General features: G+C 39.8%; 13 protein-coding genes and 1 CRISPR repeat array. Of the genes, 6 read left to right on the top strand and 7 right to left on the bottom strand.

The annotated features are described in order from the left end of the window. The first annotated feature begins 13 nt into the window (after positions 1-13). Positions 14-100 (top strand): prepilin-type N-terminal cleavage/methylation domain-containing protein, encoded by an 87-nt coding sequence (locus BDR01S_RS24915; RefSeq protein ID WP_082797427.1) that lies wholly within the window; start codon positions 14-16, stop codon positions 98-100. Positions 101-134: 34 nt separating this feature from the next. Then, positions 135-1,550 carry a recombinase family protein gene (locus BDR01S_RS14390; RefSeq protein WP_066257569.1) on the top strand — a complete coding sequence of 472 codons (1,416 nt, stop codon included), beginning with the start codon at positions 135-137 and terminating at the stop codon, positions 1,548-1,550. A gap of 444 nt (positions 1,551-1,994) precedes the next feature. Here the strand turns inward: BDR01S_RS14390 and BDR01S_RS14385 are convergent, their stop codons facing one another. Next, the gene (locus tag BDR01S_RS14385) at positions 1,995-2,402 is read right to left on the bottom strand and encodes an NUMOD4 domain-containing protein (protein WP_066257571.1); all 408 of its coding nucleotides are present in this window, start codon (positions 2,400-2,402) and stop codon (positions 1,995-1,997) included. 320 nt (positions 2,403-2,722) lie between these two features. Here BDR01S_RS14385 and BDR01S_RS14380 point away from each other — a divergent pair, with 320 nt between their 5' ends. Then, positions 2,723-3,298, top strand: coding sequence for a recombinase family protein (locus tag BDR01S_RS14380; RefSeq protein WP_066257573.1), 576 nt, complete (start codon positions 2,723-2,725; stop codon positions 3,296-3,298). A 414-nt stretch (positions 3,299-3,712) separates the two neighbouring features. Here BDR01S_RS14380 and BDR01S_RS14375 read toward each other — a convergent pair whose 3' ends face one another. The 6 genes from BDR01S_RS14375 to BDR01S_RS14355 form a co-directional block, all read right to left on the bottom strand. Next, the gene (locus tag BDR01S_RS14375) at positions 3,713-4,573 is read right to left on the bottom strand and encodes a divalent-cation tolerance protein CutA (RefSeq protein WP_066257575.1); all 861 of its coding nucleotides are present in this window, start codon (positions 4,571-4,573) and stop codon (positions 3,713-3,715) included. 528 nt (positions 4,574-5,101) lie between these two features. Then, on the bottom strand, positions 5,102-5,332 hold the full coding sequence (locus BDR01S_RS26735) for a hypothetical protein (RefSeq protein WP_418303030.1): 231 nt from the start codon (positions 5,330-5,332) through the stop codon (positions 5,102-5,104). Between the two features lie 1,050 nt (positions 5,333-6,382). After that, a CRISPR array of direct repeats spans positions 6,383-7,538; the repeat unit is 32 nt; unit sequence ATTTCAATCCACGCATCCATGAAGGATGCGAC. A 225-nt stretch (positions 7,539-7,763) separates the two neighbouring features. Beyond that, positions 7,764-8,627 carry a type I-C CRISPR-associated protein Cas7/Csd2 gene (gene cas7c, locus BDR01S_RS14370; RefSeq protein WP_066257579.1) on the bottom strand — a complete coding sequence of 288 codons (864 nt, stop codon included), beginning with the start codon at positions 8,625-8,627 and terminating at the stop codon, positions 7,764-7,766. A gap of 5 nt (positions 8,628-8,632) precedes the next feature. Then, positions 8,633-10,411 (bottom strand): type I-C CRISPR-associated protein Cas8c/Csd1, encoded by a 1,779-nt coding sequence (cas8c, locus tag BDR01S_RS14365; RefSeq protein WP_066257581.1) that lies wholly within the window; start codon positions 10,409-10,411, stop codon positions 8,633-8,635. Next, positions 10,411-11,055: a type I-C CRISPR-associated protein Cas5c gene (gene cas5c, locus BDR01S_RS14360; protein WP_235846570.1), complete on the bottom strand. Its 645-nt coding sequence runs from the start codon at positions 11,053-11,055 to the stop codon at positions 10,411-10,413. Before cas5c ends, cas8c begins: the two co-directional genes overlap by 1 nt. A gap of 40 nt (positions 11,056-11,095) precedes the next feature. Further along, on the bottom strand, positions 11,096-13,264 hold the full coding sequence (locus BDR01S_RS14355) for a CRISPR-associated helicase/endonuclease Cas3 (protein ID WP_066257584.1): 2,169 nt from the start codon (positions 13,262-13,264) through the stop codon (positions 11,096-11,098). Positions 13,265-13,830: 566 nt separating this feature from the next. On the opposite strand from BDR01S_RS14355, the gene BDR01S_RS14350 reads away from it, so the two are divergent. The 3 genes from BDR01S_RS14350 to BDR01S_RS14340 all read left to right on the top strand — a co-directional run bounded on the left by BDR01S_RS14350 (position 13,831) and on the right by BDR01S_RS14340 (position 15,367). Next, on the top strand, positions 13,831-14,052 hold the full coding sequence (locus BDR01S_RS14350) for a hypothetical protein (protein ID WP_066257586.1): 222 nt from the start codon (positions 13,831-13,833) through the stop codon (positions 14,050-14,052). A 231-nt stretch (positions 14,053-14,283) separates the two neighbouring features. Further along, positions 14,284-14,727 (top strand): SRA domain-containing endonuclease, encoded by a 444-nt coding sequence (locus tag BDR01S_RS26025; RefSeq protein WP_066363218.1) that lies wholly within the window; start codon positions 14,284-14,286, stop codon positions 14,725-14,727. Next, complete coding sequence (locus BDR01S_RS14340; protein WP_066363215.1) at positions 14,705-15,367, top strand: HNH endonuclease; 663 nt, start codon at positions 14,705-14,707, stop codon at positions 15,365-15,367. The genes BDR01S_RS26025 and BDR01S_RS14340 overlap by 23 nt, the downstream gene beginning before the upstream one ends. The last annotated feature ends 197 nt before the right edge of the window (positions 15,368-15,564 follow it).

The following is a 15,564-nucleotide window of genomic DNA, read 5'->3' as shown; positions in this document are numbered from 1 at the left end:
GAGGTTAATTAAAATGATGAACAATGAGAAAGGCTTCACTTTAATTGAAATGATGATTGTCATGCTAGTAATTTCTGTATTATCATGTATGATAGGCTGACTTTATGATACAATGATTTTAAAGGAGCAATTACATGAGAGTAGCAATTTATACCCGAGTTTCAACCATTATGCAAGCTGAGGAAGGACAATCCCTCGACTCCCAGTTAGAACGTTTAAAAGCCTTCTGTACGAGTCAAGAATGGGTCATTTATAAGGTTTACACTGATGAGGGAATCTCAGCTAAGGACATGGAAAGACCGTCCTTGCAGCGGCTTTTAATCGATGCTCAGAAGGGCCTATTTGATGTCCTATTAGTGTTCAAACTTGACCGCCTCTCCAGGTCAGTTAAAGACCTAAAAGTCATGTTAGATCAACTAGAGAAATACAATGTCAAATTCAAGTCATTAACTGAAACCTTTGACACTACAACCGCCTCAGGGCGATTGTTCTTGAACCTGGTGGCAGCTATGGCTGAGTGGGAGAGGGAAACGATCGGGGAGCGGATCAAAGTCGTATTAGAACACAAAGTAAAAAAAGGTGAGCGTGTTGGCGGTCATGTCGCTTATGGGTATAAAGTTATTGATGGAAAAGTAACGATTGTTCAAGACGAGGCTGAGGTAGTAAAAGACATGTTCAAACGTATTTTACAAGTCGGAGTCCACACCATTACCACTGACCTCAATAGACGGGGTGTACCCACAAGAAAGGGTAACATATGGCACGTTAACACGGTTTTTCAACTGCTCCGAAATGCTTTCTATGCTGGTTATGTGGGTCATGGTGAATATGTTTCAACCGAACACCAGGGGATCATAACAAGAGACGAGTTTGACCGTGTTCAGGAGCATTTAAAGAGGAGAAAAGAACAGTATTCTTTTCGTGGAGACAGTAAACACACATACATCTATTCGGGTGTCCTAAGGTGTGCTCAGTGTGGAAGGAAAATGAATGGAAACTTTCAACGTGACAAGAAAAGATATAGGTGTCTTACCAGGACAACAGGCGGGAACTGTTCGGGGAGTCTGGTTTCAGAACACTTAGTGGATGAGTGGATTTTCTCCAATTTTTCAACTTTGATCAATAATCTCTCTGAAATGGTTAAAACCGTGTCTGAGATTGACTCTGAGAGCAAATTAGAAACACTCGAACGGGAGTTAATGCGACTTAATTCTCTTATGGAGAAGGAAAAACAGTTATTCCGTGCTGATCTAATTGACATGGACTCATTAACTGTAAAGATTGGAGAATATCGACTAAGAGAAAAGGAGATCAGGACGGAAATAGAAAGCCTTAATAAAGTGGACTCAAGTCTTGATAAGATAAAAAAATCCCTGGAGCAACTGGAGGGGAACTGGGTGACGTTCAAAGACAGTGAAAAGAAACAACTGATCCAAGAGTTGTTCTCTGAAATCTATGTGCGATCAACTGGGAGAGCAAAAATCGAGATTGATCCGAGTCGACTGACTTTTAATGATTGGTTTTATGATTTTGAATATGGTGATTTCTAGACCGTTCATAAAAGGACGGTCTTTTTTGCGCTGCTGACCTCCTGGTATTGAGATATTAATTTTATCACTGAGAGATCAGGATTTTGAATACATCAAGAGGGACACCGTTCTCGTTTCCGTTTTGACACCATCAGAAAACGTCAAAAGTCAAGGGAGAGTAAGGAGTTACTAAAGTAACCAAAATTACCACTATTTTTTAGCCGTTTGAATATTGTATTTTAACTCTTTTATCTAGTTTATATGTATATTTATATATTTTAAAAATAGTAACTAATATAGATTCTCTCCTACTCTCCCAAGGGATTGAGGGGGTTTCCTACGGTTACCATTCGATGTCGAAATAGGAACCGACATCCCTCGAACCCTTGATAATACTGACTTTCTGACATCGTCAAAGTAACTGTTTTTCGATTCATAAACGGTGACATAAAAAAAAGACTCCCATTATTGAGAGTCCTTGATCTTATATCCTGTAAAATCCTCTTTAAGTTTGTTGATTTCAATAAACCTCTGAATACTTTCCCCTTTTGTAGCCGCCCACTCAAGATTCAGCACACAATTATTCGCTCGATCTCCGTTGATATGAGTGATATATGTCTTTGAGTAATCAGGCATAAATGCCTCAGCTACTAGATGATGAATAGGAAATACTTTTGACTTCCCATCGCTCAAACTCACATATAGAAAACCGTCCCGTTTAGATGGTTTCAATAACTTCCATTTACCACCTCTCCAACTCCGTACATTTCCAAAATTAGAGACCTGATAAAGACGCTTGTACCCATTTACGTCTCTCCACTCTTCCTCAACCTTCCAAAACTCTTTCATTTTGTTTCCAGTGTTCTTTTCCATTTGTTATCCCTCCAAATATATTTTTGGTTGGGGTACTTTTGATATTAACTCAACCCCACTCAACTTATCTCGACTCGTCTATGATCATTTCATTTGTCTTACAGGCATTACATCGTAAAGATTCTATTTTTTGCACACAAAGAACAACACATATTTTTGTAAAAATAGACCATGATTTAAATGAACAAATTGATAGGTCCTTATTATGTTCAAATAAAGTAGGGTTTCTACTTTTTGTGCAAAATGTCTACTAAGTTATAGATTCTAAATGAACAATTTAGTAAAATATATTCAAAGGGAAATAAGGAGCGGATTCAAAAATGACTATAGGAAAATTCTTAAGTTATGTTAGGGTTTCAACAGTCGACCAGAACGAACAAAGACAGGTAAAAGCAATTGAAGAAAGAGCCATCATTGACAAATGGTTTATTGAGAAGGTAAGTGGAAAGGATACAAACAGACCACAATTACAAGCCATGCTCGATTATATGCGCGAAGGGGATACCGTTATCATTAGCGACTTTTCCCGCCTTGCTAGGAGTACAAAGGATTTACTTGAATTGGTTGAGTTAATGCAGAATAAGAACGTTATATTGGTTTCTCTAAAAGAGAACATTGATACTTCTACACCTCAAGGCAAGTTAATGCTTACCATGTTGGGGGCAATAAATGAGTTTGAAAGAATGAACATGCTTGAACGACAACGTGAGGGAATTGCAATTGCTAAAGCAAATGGAAAGTACAAGGGAAGAAAGGCAATTGAAATAGACGAGAAATTCAAAGGACTGTATGAGCAATACATGGCTCGTAAAATCAATAAAACACAGTTTGCCAATGAATTAGATGTAAGTAGAACAACCTTGTACAAGTTGATTGACGAATACGATGCTGGTTAAAAGTTGTTTATTAGGCTTAATTGACAAGAGGCTAACAGTATGATCGTCTAAGGCGATCACTTAGTATGTCATCATCCATTATTAAAGGATAATTTGAAACCGATAGGAGATAATCTATATAAAAAAAGTAATGGTGGGCAATATATGAACCAACAAAAACCCACTAAGCGCATCCGAAGTTGGAATCCTTTGGTAAATAAAAAGGCAGCACATACTGCTGTGCTTGCCTTTTAAGTTGTTTTTAAGCATCAGTGGAATGTCAGCTTTTCTTTCTCTGCAAAATCCCTTGTTTCACTAACGCACCCCGTTTGTTTAAATACAATCAATATATCACAATCTTTCTTGAGAAAAAGGGCGACCTTCTTCTTGAGGTATCGCACCCTGTAGTTGTATCAGAAACAGACATTTTAGCTGCTAGTTTCCTCCTTTTAATCCTAGCGTGGATTTGATAGTCGCCCAGAATCCTGACTTCTTTGGATTGCTGGGTGCATCCGTAGACCTTATTTGGTTTACAGTTTGACTCAATCCCCCACGATAAATCGCTTCCATCAGTTTATCTACTGCTTCATCCCTTGTTTTAGCAATGACCTTAACAATTCCATTTCTGCTCGTAGCTATCCACTCACCGTTGGTTCTAAACACTCTTCCTTTCCACCTGTAAGTGGATGGCTCTCCATTATTCATTGTAATCCATTTTCCCGATGTGACAATTTCATAACCATTATTCCACTTCACATATCCGTCTTTTCTATTGGCAATATATTGAGCCTTAGATTCGAAGCCAATGAGTCTCCATAATGCTGTTTCACCATTTTTAGCAGCACGCTCTTCGCGTTGCCGAGCAAATTCTTCATTACAACTGTTACAGTATGGGGAAGGTTTAACATTTACAATTGTGAATTGGTTACGAGGTTTGATCTGTTGGCAATGCTTGCATTTTAGAGTACCATTTAAATTACTAGCACTATTCGTTGAGGATTGTACTGGTTTGCTTTTTACCTTTACCGCAACTGGCTTTTCGGTTTGTTCTTCAATGGCTGTCATCAAAATTTCAAATTCCTTATCAGTTAGTTGAAGAATACTCTCCTTTTCATATCCATTATTAATGTATTTTACTTTCACTTGAAGATAGCTATCAATTTTACTTGTCACTTCATGGTCTATGATACTTCGCTTATCTATGGGGTTGCTTACTGATACATATTCAATCTTTAAGCTTTTTTTGTTCGCTCTTATCGAACAACCGCTATAATCTCCTGATAATACTTTCCCCATCTTGCATTACCTCTTTCATTAAGCAACTTAAATCCTTTGAATTAAAAATACCACAAATTACCTAGAGCGAATAGCTCTAAACTTCGAGGGATTTTATATTTTACTAGGTCCTTAATAACCTGGCCATAAAATCTAGTTTTTTATGTATACCTTATTGAGCTAACCTAACCAGTTTAAGTACAAACCTTCACAATCATATTTTATATTTTAACAATTATATCTATTATCCACTCCAACAAAACAAAACCTAATTTCGTCTGAGAGGCTCTGAGAGACGTGGGGATAGTGAGAAGAATTCTCATTTAGGGAAATTTTTTTTCGCTGACTTTCGGGCGTGGTCTTTTCACCTAGGGTCAAAATAAAGGAAATTGGAGGGGGGATGCAATAAAGTTGTTTTTCGAACATTTTGAACCGAAGAAAACACTTGAATAGATTGCAAGTCCCCACCAATCGCATGTATCTCCAATCCACGCACTCATGTAGAGTGCGACCAGTTCCCTGCTCAATGGTCAAACGGACCGTCGGATTTCAATCCACGCACTCATTCAGAGTGCGACAAATCCACGCATCCATGAAGGATGCGACTTGGTTTTTTGAATCCTCATATGTCGATTCTAGATATTTCAATCCACGCATCCCTGAATGAAGGATGCGACGATACGTCAATTTGTTGAAAACAATCCAATGACTTATTTCAATCCACGCACCTATATAAGATGCGATTTCGTTCTTCTCTGCCTGGATCGCTGTACCATCCATGTTTCAATCCACGCACCCTTAAAGGATACGACTTTAATACTTTCAACTTCCGATTGCAAGCAGTCGTTTCAATTCACGCATCCATGTAGGATGCGACCATTCCCTATGATGTTATCGGATTGCAACAATGGATTTCAATTCATGCACTCATGCAGAGTGCGACAATTCGTCCTTGATCTCATAGCCGTCCTTCTCACCATTTCAATCCACGCATACATGTAGAGTACAACTGTTACTCTTACATAGTTCAGTTGCAACCCTAACATTTCATTCCACGCACTCATGCAGAGTGCGACGCCAAGTTGTTATTAAGAGCGATTTCGAATTGACCATTTCAATCCACGCATCCCTGTAGGATGCGACTTTAAATAACTTCGGGAATGCCTTATCCCCTCCCGTGTTTCAATCCACGCATCCATGGAGGATGCGACAACAACTGCTGCTAACTCATGATCATGATTTCAATCCATGCATCCATGAAGGATGCGACCCGAAATAAAGTTTGACGGAGGCTAACTAATATATTTCAATCCACGCATCCCTGAAGGATGCCACTTTTAACTCCATTTTAGGTTGGACAACGATATGCTCATTTCAATCCACGCACCCATGTAGGATGCGACGGTACGCACGACGAACACCATAAGAGCTTAATAGATTTCAATCCACGCACCCATGAAGGATGCGACTTAAAGAATCCGAGAATAATTCTCTATTACGAATTTCAATCCACGCACCCATACAGAGTGCGACATGTTAACGATCAAGTAGCTATTCAAATCATGGAATTTCAATCCACGCACTCATGTCGAGTGCGACACTTTGGGCAACGCCACCGGTGTTACATGCCATATTTCAATCCACGCATCCCTGAAGGGTGCGACTGCGAGCCTTTCTAAATCACTATTTACCTTGTTATTTCAATCCACGCATCCATGGAGGATGCGACAAGACCTCATGGACGTTCACAATGAAATCATGATATTTCAATCCACGCATCCATGTAAAGGATGCGACCCGAACTATCGCCAGCCCTTATCGCAACATTAACATTTCAATCCACGCATCCATGAAGGATGCGACATGGATGATCTACAAGGGAATCTACTGATATTGGATTTCAATCCACGCACCCATGAAGGATGCGACGCGTCCAAAGTCGCCTACTACGTCTATATTGAAAAATTTCAATCCACGCACCCATGAAGGATGCGACCGTCCGACCAAGCGAACAACAAAGGCAACTACTGATTTCAATCCACGCACCCATGAAGGATGCGACAGATGTGGTAGCAACATGGTCCATATCTACGTTATTTCAATCCACGCACCCATGAAGGATGCGACCGTCCGACCAAGCGAACAACAAAGGCAACTACTGATTTCAATCCACGCACCCATGAAGGATGCGACAGAAGGCGACCATGACAAGTACGAGAAGATGATATTTCAATCCACGCATCCATGAAGGATGCGACTTGCAGCACCCACAATAGGGTTTGCCGCTCACCAAGTTTCAATCCACGCACCCATATAGGATGCGACCAGATTGGCATGTCGGCGCAACTGTCCATCGCATATTTCAATCCACGCATCCATGAAGGATGCGACATAAAAAAGAAAATGTCTCATCGGGCTGAATTAGAATTTCAATCCACGCATCCATGAAGGATGCGACCGTACATTTATTGACAATGTTGAATCAAATAGATTATTTCAATCCACGCATCCATGTAGGATGCGACGTTAAATTGACTTTCCAATTGACTCTTATCAAAATTTCAATCCACGCATCCATGAAGGATGCAACGATACGGATTCTCTTGTTTGATCTGTTGCTTGCTATTTCAATCCACGCATCCATGAAGGATGCGACGAGAACCTGAAAATGGAGTGTTTGTCATATCATTATTTCAATCCACGCATCCATGAAGGATGCGACAGTGGCAAATCATTTTTTGCGATGGTTCTTGCTCGATTTCAATCCACGCATCCATGAAGGATGCGACTTACCACGCCAGCCATTTCGCAGTCAGCCGTCAAATTTCAATCCACGCATCCATGAAGGATGCGACACGATGGTTAGCGTGGGGAAGACCAGGATTAAAATTTCAATCCACGCATCCATGAAGGATGCGACTAGACTTAACGATGGCGCTCGCCTTCATTTTAACATTTCAATCCACGCATCCATGAAGGATGCGACGGCGAAGCTTAACCAAAAAGACATTAATAATAATAAATTTTAGTTAAAAAAAGCGCTATTCTCTTTACTTGAGTAAAGAACTTGATAAATGACACGCAAAATTAGACTTACAAAATGAAAATATTGGTGCGAATGTATCCGGTATTTTATGTGAGCTTTACATTCGCACTTAAAATATTAAAGACCTTCTTGCCTCCACCGGTATTTACATTTCTAATTAATGTTTTATTTCTCGATCATTGTCACTCCGTCAGGTATCTTATCCCGTTCAATTTCCACGTGATAATCATAGAAACTTCGGGCAGGACGAGTTTCATCCTTCTTTGTTGCTTTCACAAGGTCGAACAATTGATAAGCAGGTGCATTCCCTAAAACACTTTCATGTTTAAATATATAAAGTTTACGAGAAGACATTTTCCCGCGAGCTGCGGAATGGTCATGGTCAAACATATTAGTTAAAGCATCCCATAATAATTGAAGGTCAGCTTCAGTAAAACCCGCTTTCTTTGCTAAATGGGCAGAAACAAAACCTTCCACCTTGTATAATCCATAGGGGATAATATGCTTTCTCCCCATGGCGCGTTCTTTTTCCAAATCTCTTTCATTCGTAACCGCCATTCTTGTAATCGTGATTTCTTGGGGTACGATCGGGTCGATGCTACGCGAAAAGGCTAATTGAACCGGACCTTGAACTTGACCGCCGTTTACCTCGTTGGTCATCACAGCGCCAAAGGTCCGAATATCGAAAAAGGTAGAACACAAAAATTCTGTAATTTGGCGCGCTAGTTCTTTATCTTTGGGTAATTTCTTTGATTCTGGTTTGATTCCTAAATGATCATACGCCTTTTTGTGCTGAAGATTTAATACTCCGCCCTCTCGAACATAAATATCGTATCCGTCAGCACCCTCTTTGACAATATCCACGTAGTTCCGGATTTTTCTTTTTAGACAAACATCGGTCGCAATACCAAATCCAGTTTCTGGATCAATCCGCGGCATATTTCCGGCATCCGGATCCCCATTTGGATTTCCATTTTCGACATCATAGAATAATACAAATTCATATCGGTTTTGAATGACTTCACTCATCTTATTTACCTACTTTCCTCTTTGGTTTTCTTTTCATATAGTGATGATCGTTGGTGATAGTAGCCTAAGACAAACAAACCTTGATCTTCAAGGTTGAAATGACTTGGGAACTGGGTTACCCCATTCATCACCTCTTCAATTTTCTTATCCATGCTCCACCCATATTCTGCTTTTGATATATGGTGTTGTGCTAACCGTAACAGAAGTGGGAAAACCGAACCTGGGGAGGCAGAAGCTGCCCCAAAATAACGGTCACGTATGGTAGCATTGATGCCTGGATTAGCATCTAGCTGAGCTTTTTCTAATAGAGCGAAAAGGCGTCCCAATCGATAAGATATCTTTGAGTTTTTTTCGTCTAATTTCATAGAGATTGGTACCTCATTTCGTTTATGGAATCGGTTGTTACGTGTTAAGCACGCTTTAATCATAGATGCCCGAATATAATTAACCTTTTGATCAGCTCGGATTCTCGAGATCATAGACTGATATAATGCTTGCGGGTAAGGTCCTCCTGTTAAGATCGACCGCATTAAAATCCCACCGAGCAAAGGGGCAATTCGTTTGGCATCGCCTAATGGAGCCGTTTCTTTCAAGATTAAACTGACTGGTATGAAATCAGGCTCATTGGCAAAACCTTTGACTAATGATAAATCTGCATAATGCTGAATAATTTTTTCAGCAAAAGAACCAAAAGAATCCATATGCCAAAACCTGATGGAAAGCCGACTAGCATTAGGAGCTAGTCCCAAAATGTAAAAATTAACATTCAGATCCACTTCATCACGCAAGGTTTCTCGAATAGGAGAACCTGATTTAAGTTTTAAAAATAAATCTTTTAATAAATCAAGCGTCTTCGGATCCCTTTCAAATCTTTTGGGTTCATCTCCTGCTTCTTGTGATTCTACTTGAGAAGGGTAAAACAAAGCGCTCAACAAATCTTCTTCTAATCCTGGACGTTCCGCCCAAAAAACAGTTGTTGTATCGCCGATCCTGATTCGATGTTTTTCGTTACGCAGCAAATAATTTAAAGCGGTCGTGTAGCCAAAAGTGGCGCTGGCACTTACCGGGGCATTTCCACCACCTTCCTTTCCGTACGAGGTAAACGATTCCTGGTTAAAAGATACCAATGATGCTCCACTAGACTGTGCGCCCACTACCCCTTTGATATTTGGGTGCAACCGAGCAATAGGGGAATATTCTCCTGTAACTAAACATTGTGCAATCAGATCAGACTCCCGTTGTAAGGCGAACCTTTCCCACTTTTCCATAATCATAGGGCGCTCATGTAAATATCCGATTTCGCCCTCCAGACGAAAAACAAGATTACCCCCTTTGTCCAACTCTTCTACAAGACTAGCAATCAAAGGGTGATCTTCAGCCTTTTTGGGGTCCCACTTTCGGAGAAATTGAAGCAAAGCGATTGCCCCTTTGTCTTGAATATCACCAAGAATTTCTTCGTGAAGTCTGGCAAAATGGTTGAACGTATCAATACTTCGTTCCTTTTTGCCACCCTTTGCTAAACCGAGTACATAAGTCGAATTATCACACATAAAATTTGCTGAAATGCCGGATGAACGTTTCACCTGTTCGGGCACATTCATTTCACGAGATACGAGGTTCTTTCCTCTTTCTACTCTCATATCAATGATATTAGTTAATATTCCATTGGCGCTGATCACGAGAGCATGGGATACTTTCGCTATACTATATCCCGGTCTGCTAATTTCGGCATGTTCGTCATTTAGTAAAGTTTCATAATATTGATATAACTTTTGGAGAATCACTAAATTACCATCCCCTTTTTGATCCACGGAACATCAATAATTCCATCTTTCATTGATGCTCTGAAAAATTGAGCAGACCGGTTGTTTTGATAATCAAGGTCCCACAGCATCCATCCCAAATCTCGTTCTTCACCATGGTAAACAGACGGTATCATTTCGTCTTTATCTAATAGACGAAACATGGCTGGAAACTCTTTGCATCCCAGGTAAGGTTGGTGAAAACATTGACCTTGACGAGACCGTCGGATTGCAATATTATAATGTTTTTCCGTGGTATCCTCTGGTCCAGCAAGATCAGTCATATTAAAATGTGCTTCAACTATATAAGCAACATCCCGGAGTAAGAGTGTAGCGCGTTGCTGCCTATCGTCATTTGGATATTGATGTAAATCCTCTTCATTTCCCTTCATAGCAGACTTAATTTTTGCTTCAGATATTTTACTTCCCACTTCGTTTCGACGAATATTATCAAGCCGAATCGGGTTTAAGACATGAATCCGATCCACGACCCATTGGATCGCAGGCTTCCAGTGAATGGATTCAAGGATGCCTCTGGCAGCAGAAGGAGTTATGACGTCATAACTGACGCGCTCTCCTTTCATCTCCGGACGGGTAAAACAAGCATAATTACCCCAGATCAACAAACGAATACCATAGCCCATAAAAAAATCACCTTTCTAAACATTAATCTTTCAACTCAGTTGCAGGTACAAGACCTACATGTTCAAGATAATAGGTTTGGATTAACTCTTCTCTCAATACAAAAAAACGCGATGCTATTTCTTCAATAATGCCACGCTCAAGCATGGTCTGAAACTCATCGTCATAAACTTGAACACTGTATCTTTGGAGTTTCCTTAAATATGTTACAGGAAAATCACTATGCCTTATCTCTTTGATTAACTTCCGGGATTGACCATCCCAGGGAACGATCACGGTTGCCGCATCTTCAATTAATTTAAATTTCTCTGCAATGGTCCGGAACGGAAAAGCGAGTTCTTTTTCCCTCTCATGGATAAGAGGTAAAATCCCTTCTCGATCGAGCCCCTCACGTTCAATATCGAAGAGCTCAGTAAAATAGTCTTCAATAGCAGCTAAACTTAACAAATCCAAATGACGATTCATCACATTTAATCCAACCTGAGCCGTTCTGCTAAGCCATCCCGGCGGCAATCCGTGTTTCTCTGCCGGTATGAATACATAGACAATTCCTTCGCTCCGCAATCCTTCCCGGTTACAACGTCCGGCTGCCTGAGCGATGGAATCGATTCCTGCTATACTGCGATAGACAATCGGAAAGTCAACATCCACTCCCGACTCAATCAATTGGGTAGAGATGACACGGCATGTTTCTCCTTTTTTTAGACGTTCTCGAATAGTCTTTAGAATTTCAGTTCGGTGAGCCGGACACATACGAGTACTTAAATGAAAAACCCCATCTCCACTACACTTTTTGAAAAGAATCCGTGCATGCTTTTTGGAGTTTACGATACATAAGACTTGATCAAGCGCCATTAACCTTTCCGCTAATACATCATCGCTGACAGGTTTTTGAAGTTGGATAACCTTCACCCTTTTTAAGTTTTGATACAATTGTTCAGGATCCTGAATAATCTCGACCGGCTCGTATCCTTTTGGAATAAACGAGTTCAACGCTGGTTGAGTTGCCGTGCAAAGAAGAACAGTGGATTGATAATTCGCTACCATTTCAACCAACGCATTTACACAAGGTTTTAAAAAAGGCGTCGGAATCATTTGGGCTTCATCCATCACGATGACACTTTTGGCTATATTGTGAAGTTTCCGGCACCGAGACGATCTCGCTCCGAATAATGATTCGAAGAACTGAACATTAGTAGTAACAATAATGGGAATATCCCAGTTCTCTGAAGCGAGGCGCAATTTATCCTTTATTTTAGTTTGATCTTCCAACCTATCTTCTGGAAACTCAAAGTTGCTATGGTGTTCTAAAACGTCCTCCGACCCGAATATTGCTCTAAAGTTTTCCGCGTTCTGTTCAATGATGGTTGTGTATGGTATGACATAGATAATCCGTTCCATGCCATGTCTTTTCGCATGATTAAGAGCAAAAGCCATAGAAGATAAGGTTTTTCCTCCTCCTGTCGGAACTGTTAATGTAAAAATGCCCGGTTTGGAGTTCGCCTTTCCACGGCACTGATTTAGAATTTCACGGCGGATATGATTCACTTTTGACGGGTTAGCATTCCTTGTTTTTTCCAACAGTGAACCGTTCAATTTATCCAGCAATTCCCAAATGGAACAGTACTTTCCTCGAAGAGTTGATTTATGCTCATTCAACATTCTCTCTGTATCTAAAAAATCAGCGTCAACCAAAGAAGAAAATAAAAAACGAATCCAGAGTTGAAGGCTAAACCCGTGGCTACACGGTATATTCAATTGAGGAAAATGAATAGCTGATGGATCGGGTAGACGAATTTCGTTCTTAAAATATTGATAATCCGGCAAATCAGATGCCAGCAACCGAGCACTTAATGAAGATTGGTTTCCTGGACTCCCAAAATCGGGAAGTCCTGCGTGATGCCCGGCAACCAAATATGCAATCAACCTTCCATATAACTTATGCCACTTTTCTGCTTCAATGGCGCCAGCCGTCGAGTGGGTAACCTTGCCAATCTCACCTTCTAACCGTTTTTGAAATTCAACAGAATATTTTCCGATGTCGTGAAGTAACCCGGCTGTGTAGGCAAACAGCCCCCCTTGGAAGGGTTCGGCAAATTCTCTTGCCTTCTTCGCGACATCCATTAAGTGTATTTTTAATAGATGCCAGTCACTTTTGTCTTTATTTTCAGTAGAATGTGCATAGTATTTCACGTTATTTCTTCGCCTTCTTCATTTGTGAAGTGATCGGTAAATTATGGATATTTTTCATTCTTCATTTTACAGCAAAAAATGTAAAAATAATAGTAAAGTACCTATTTTTTGTATAAATTAGTAATAGAAATGGAAAAAACTTATATCTAAAAAATCAGTAGATATAGAGCTCTCCCATTCTAATTAGCTGGTGATGAAGGATGGTCAGGTACGCCACACCCTTTACAGGTGTGTGAATTTGAAACATGGGGATATGCGATATGTTGAGAGGTAAAAAAAGGCACTTTATGCGCTTTTTTGATTTCACTTGGAGGACTAATTTTTTTCTTCCATATTGTACGGTGGCCGAATTGTTCTCGATTGCCTTATTAAAGCGTTGGATCTGAACCGATAATAAAAATGATTGTAAAATTATACTTAAACAAACGGGTCTTTTCTTAAAGATCCAGTTTACTTTAAATAGCTACCCTAGATAGTCCTGTTTTCTTATTTCACAAATATGTAACAAGGATTTTGTCATTTATTGTCTAATTACCAAAATAACAAATATTAAGGTGGTTGACTTGATGAAATCTGGTGAAAAGAAAACTTTTGTTTACATGCCCATGTTAGGATTTATTGAAGCAGCGGACACCATGGAAGAGACAATAAAGAGAATCCGCCAAGCAGAAGTGAGGCAGGAAAGCGAGGATAAAAAAATGTTAAGAAGATTAAAAAGAGAAAATCCAGGTAAAAACATCATCAAAGCTGGCGATGGATGGTTAATTACGGAAGCCCCTCTCGAATGAGAAGGGATTTTGTTTTTTGAGAGAAGGATATGCCTCCTCTGAATTAGTTAAGCTGCAAGGCGGAGAAGGCATATTGATGAAACGAAAAGACGCATCCTTTGAGTTTGGAAAACGTAGTCAGTAATAGGTGTTTTAAGGCCGAGTTTTTTTATGTTCTAATAAGTACAAAACGACTATTTTGTCCAAACGTGACCAAACTATTGGTATATTATGTTAGTAAGGAGGGGGATTATGCCGTTAAATAAATGGGTTAATTCAACTATATCGGCTATTAAAAGGCTTGGCGGAGAGGGCACTTTAGATGAGATATATAACGAGGTTGCTCATGCTATAGACTTTGACTTAAACGCATATACAGATTGGAAGGCGCAAATTAGGAAGAATATTTATCTACACTCAAGTGATACAGACATTTTTAAGGGAGCTCCTGGCGGTCCTTTAGATATCTTCTATTCGATAGAAGGAAAGGGAAATGGAAAGTGGGCGTTAAGGAAAACTGATAATTTTAAACCTATATTTCCTTTTATAATAAATGAAGATTATAAACGTGCTGAGATTCACAATGCTTTTGGTGGAAACAGGCAAAGAGGAATATCTGTGTCCAAGAACAATCCGATGATATTTATATTTTCAGGAAAATCTGGAGAGGAATATGGATACTGGATGGCAAGATGATTCGACTTTCTTTTATACAGGTGAAGGTCAGATCGGTAACCAGGTATTTAAAGAAGGTAATAAGGCGCTCAGAGATCACGTGGCTAACAGTAAAGACGTTTTCCTTTTCGAGGTTAACCCTGAATCAGGGCTTCATACCTTTAAAGGACAACTCACTTGCATAGGATACCATACTTTCATTGGTCCCGATAAAAACGGACATCAAAGGAGTATGATTCGATTTGAATTTGAGATGACAGACAAAATTTCTAACGAAATGCAAGCGGACAGTGTTATTGATTCAAAGGACTTAAGCGAATTGCGCATGTTAGCTAGTTCAGCAGGTACCGAAGATTCTAGTTTAACAATCAAGGAACGTAAAATCATTGTACGAAGTCGTGCTGCAGCTGTCAGGAAATACGCACTAGTTCGTTCAAATGGAATTTGCGAAGCGTGCGATGCCACTGCTCCGTTTAATACGCCAAATGGTGATCCGTTTTTGGAAGTACACCACTTAACAAGACTATCAGATGGCGGTCCAGATGCACCAGAACATGTTGCAGCAATTTGTCCGAATTGTCATCGTCGTGTACACTATAGCTCTGACGCTAATGAGTACAATTCTAAACTGATTAATAAAATTGCTTTAAAAGAAAGATGAACCCGCCGTTAATTGGTCGGGTTTTTTGTGTTGAAATTTAAAATAAGATTGAACCCCCTTTTTTGCACATGAAAATGTGAAGAATTTCACTTAAACTAACGGGCAGGATTGCGCAATAAGATATTCATATATATTACTATGGGACAAAGTTAAAGGAGAGGGCTAGACCATGAGGCATATGCCTTGTGGTTTTTTAA

Origin of the sequence: Neobacillus drentensis NBRC 102427 (assembly GCF_001591445.1) — a bacterium.
Taxonomy (GTDB): Bacteria; Bacillota; Bacilli; order Bacillales; family Cytobacillaceae; genus Neobacillus; species Neobacillus drentensis.
This window is presented reverse-complemented; position numbering and strand designations above follow the sequence as displayed.

Coding starts and splice junctions, on each gene's coding strand:
- BDR01S_RS26025 (WP_066363218.1), top strand. CDS start 14,284: ATGCCGTTAAATAAATGGGTTAATTCAACTATATCGGCTATTAAAAGG.
- BDR01S_RS14350 (WP_066257586.1), top strand. CDS start 13,831: ATGAAATCTGGTGAAAAGAAAACTTTTGTTTACATGCCCATGTTAGGA.
- BDR01S_RS26735 (WP_418303030.1), bottom strand. CDS start 5,332: ATGGATGGTACAGCGATCCAGGCAGAGAAGAACGAAATCGCATCTTAT.
- cas7c (WP_066257579.1), bottom strand. CDS start 8,627: ATGAGTGAAGTCATTCAAAACCGATATGAATTTGTATTATTCTATGAT.
- BDR01S_RS14380 (WP_066257573.1), top strand. CDS start 2,723: ATGACTATAGGAAAATTCTTAAGTTATGTTAGGGTTTCAACAGTCGAC.
- BDR01S_RS14375 (WP_066257575.1), bottom strand. CDS start 4,573: ATGGGGAAAGTATTATCAGGAGATTATAGCGGTTGTTCGATAAGAGCG.
- BDR01S_RS14340 (WP_066363215.1), top strand. CDS start 14,705: ATGGATACTGGATGGCAAGATGATTCGACTTTCTTTTATACAGGTGAA.
- BDR01S_RS14385 (WP_066257571.1), bottom strand. CDS start 2,402: ATGGAAAAGAACACTGGAAACAAAATGAAAGAGTTTTGGAAGGTTGAG.
- BDR01S_RS14390 (WP_066257569.1), top strand. CDS start 135: ATGAGAGTAGCAATTTATACCCGAGTTTCAACCATTATGCAAGCTGAG.
- BDR01S_RS24915 (WP_082797427.1), top strand. CDS start 14: ATGATGAACAATGAGAAAGGCTTCACTTTAATTGAAATGATGATTGTC.